Here is a 798-nt window from a genome sequence, read left to right on the forward strand (position 1 = left end):
GTCAGGAGCCGAAGGTGGCCCCGGGGCAGATTGTGTGAAAAGAAAGTTAAACAGAGGAAGAGCTGCAGCAAGATGGAGAGTACCGGTCTGGTCTGGTCTGGTCTGGTCTGGTCTGGTCTGGTCAGGACTGAGATTCGCCCTTCTCTTTTCTGTACTGAACAACGCAGTACCAGGCCGAAGCCAGGAAAGCAAAAACGGTGATCAGCACGCGTAATTCGTCACCCGGCTCTTTCCCCTTCAGCATCAGCGTTATGATGATGCCGGCAACGATAATCCACGCCATGCCACTCCAGAGGCGCAGTTTTTCTGCCACGACATTAATCAGGATAAAAACAACTGCCAGGATCCCCCCCCACAGAGCCGGAACAGGCTGAAACGGAATAAATAACAGGTTAATACCGGTTAAAAGCGTCACGGCTGCAAACATCAGAGACATACGCATAAAATTTCCTCCCTGGACACACTGACGATACGAATCACTTCTGCTGCTCATCTCCGGGTTTATTATATTCGGGCGCATTTGCGCGCGGCAGCTGCTGACTGTTCTGCTGATGAACTTCAAGCCGTTCACGGAAATACTGGCGAAGATGTTCAGGCTGTTCCCGTTCAACAAGCTCAGGCACAACAGGCTTGTTCATCCTTTCCTGCCAGGCAACGGCAGCGGCCACCTTATCGACGGCAACGTTGTCCTGCTCCTCTTTTGAAAAAGAGGCGATATTCCACTTTGACATATGTCTCACCGGTCTGCTTTAGAGGAAGATATCCCTGATAATACGCGTATTCCCGGGCAACAGCGAC

At 51.5% G+C, this 798-nt stretch carries 2 protein-coding genes; both read right to left on the reverse strand.

The annotated features are described in order from the left end of the window. Positions 1-121: 121 nt before the first annotated feature. Complete coding sequence (locus CWM53_RS28130) at positions 122-442, reverse strand: hypothetical protein (protein ID WP_100698925.1); 321 nt, start codon at positions 440-442, stop codon at positions 122-124. Positions 443-476: 34 nt separating this feature from the next. Continuing rightward, positions 477-731, reverse strand: coding sequence for a DNA polymerase III subunit theta (locus CWM53_RS28135; RefSeq protein WP_100698923.1), 255 nt, complete (start codon positions 729-731; stop codon positions 477-479). Between the last annotated feature and the right edge of the window lie 67 nt (positions 732-798).

Origin of the sequence: Klebsiella sp. A-Nf5, assembly GCF_002810545.1 — a bacterium.
Lineage (GTDB): Bacteria > Pseudomonadota > Gammaproteobacteria > Enterobacterales > Enterobacteriaceae > Klebsiella > Klebsiella variicola.